1 protein-coding gene is annotated in these 1201 nt (G+C 43.4%); it reads left to right on the forward strand.

Going from position 1 to position 1201, the window contains the following annotated elements; all coding sequences use genetic code 11:
• Positions 1-215: 215 nt before the first annotated feature.
• Positions 216-1201, forward strand: a 986-nt coding sequence (locus JMY09_RS14365) for a 2,3-butanediol dehydrogenase (protein WP_201624632.1), incomplete at its 3' end; no start/stop codon positions are given.

Genomic DNA, 1201 nt, shown 5'->3' on the forward strand with positions numbered 1-1201 from the left:
ATCTGATATCGTTCTCTTAGGCTTATATGTGTGTAGCTCACGGTTGCAATCTTGCTTTTGCAGTGGATAATGATTTTGAGGTTAGGGCATCTAGGCCTATTTTTTATCTGCTAAGCCAAATATTTACAACCATCCATTATGGCTACGTTTGATGCCAGCATAATTTTTGATGCACCATCCAATATTTTTTCTAAGGACAATCAAAGGAGATTTATATGAAAGCGGCACGTTTTTATGACAAAGGCGATATTCGTATTGAAGATATTCCAGAGCCTACAGTAGAGTCGGGTACCGTTGGAATCGATGTCGCTTGGTGTGGCATCTGTGGTACTGACTTGCATGAGTTTATGGAAGGTCCTATTTTTATTCCCCCTTGCGGTCATCCTCACCCTATCTCAGGAGAGTCTGCCCCAATCACTATGGGTCATGAATTCTCAGGCGTCGTTTATGCTATCGGTGAAGATGTTGATGATATTGAGGTTGGTCAGCATGTTGTGGTTGAACCATATATTATTGCCGATGATGTTTCTACCGCGCCTGGTGAGAATTATCACTTATCAAAAGATATGAACTTCATTGGTCTTGGTGGTCGCGGTGGTGGTTTGTCTGAAAAAATTGCGGTCAAGCGCCGCTGGGTACATCCTATCTCTAATAAAATCCCATTAGATCAAGCAGCCTTGATTGAACCGTTAGCCGTTGGCTATCATGCTTTTGTGCGCAGTGGTGCCAAAGCAGGTGATGTTGCTTTGGTCGGTGGCGGTGGTCCGATTGGATTGTTATTGGCTGCAGTTTTAAAAGCCAAAGGCATTACCGTCATTCTCACTGAATTGAGTGCCAAGCGCAAAGAGAAGGCTAAAGAAAGTGGGGTTGCCGATTACATTTTAGATCCGACTGAAGTAGATTTGACTGAAGAAGTCATGAAGCTTACAGATAACCGCGGTGTGGACGTGGCCTTTGAATGCACCAGCGTCAATAAGGTATTGGACTCACTGGTTGAACTTACTAAACCTACTGGTGTGGTTGTGATTGTCTCTATCTGGAGCCACCCAGCTTCCGTAAATGTACATAGCGTAGTCATGAAGGAGCTCGATGTACGTGGGACTATTGGTTATGTAAACAATCATCAAGAAACCATCAAATTGGTCGAAGATGGCTTAGTGAACCTTGAGCCCTTTATTACTCAACGTATCAAATTGGATGA

It is taken from the genome of Psychrobacter urativorans (genome assembly GCF_904846695.1).
GTDB lineage: Bacteria > Pseudomonadota > Gammaproteobacteria > Pseudomonadales > Moraxellaceae > Psychrobacter > Psychrobacter urativorans.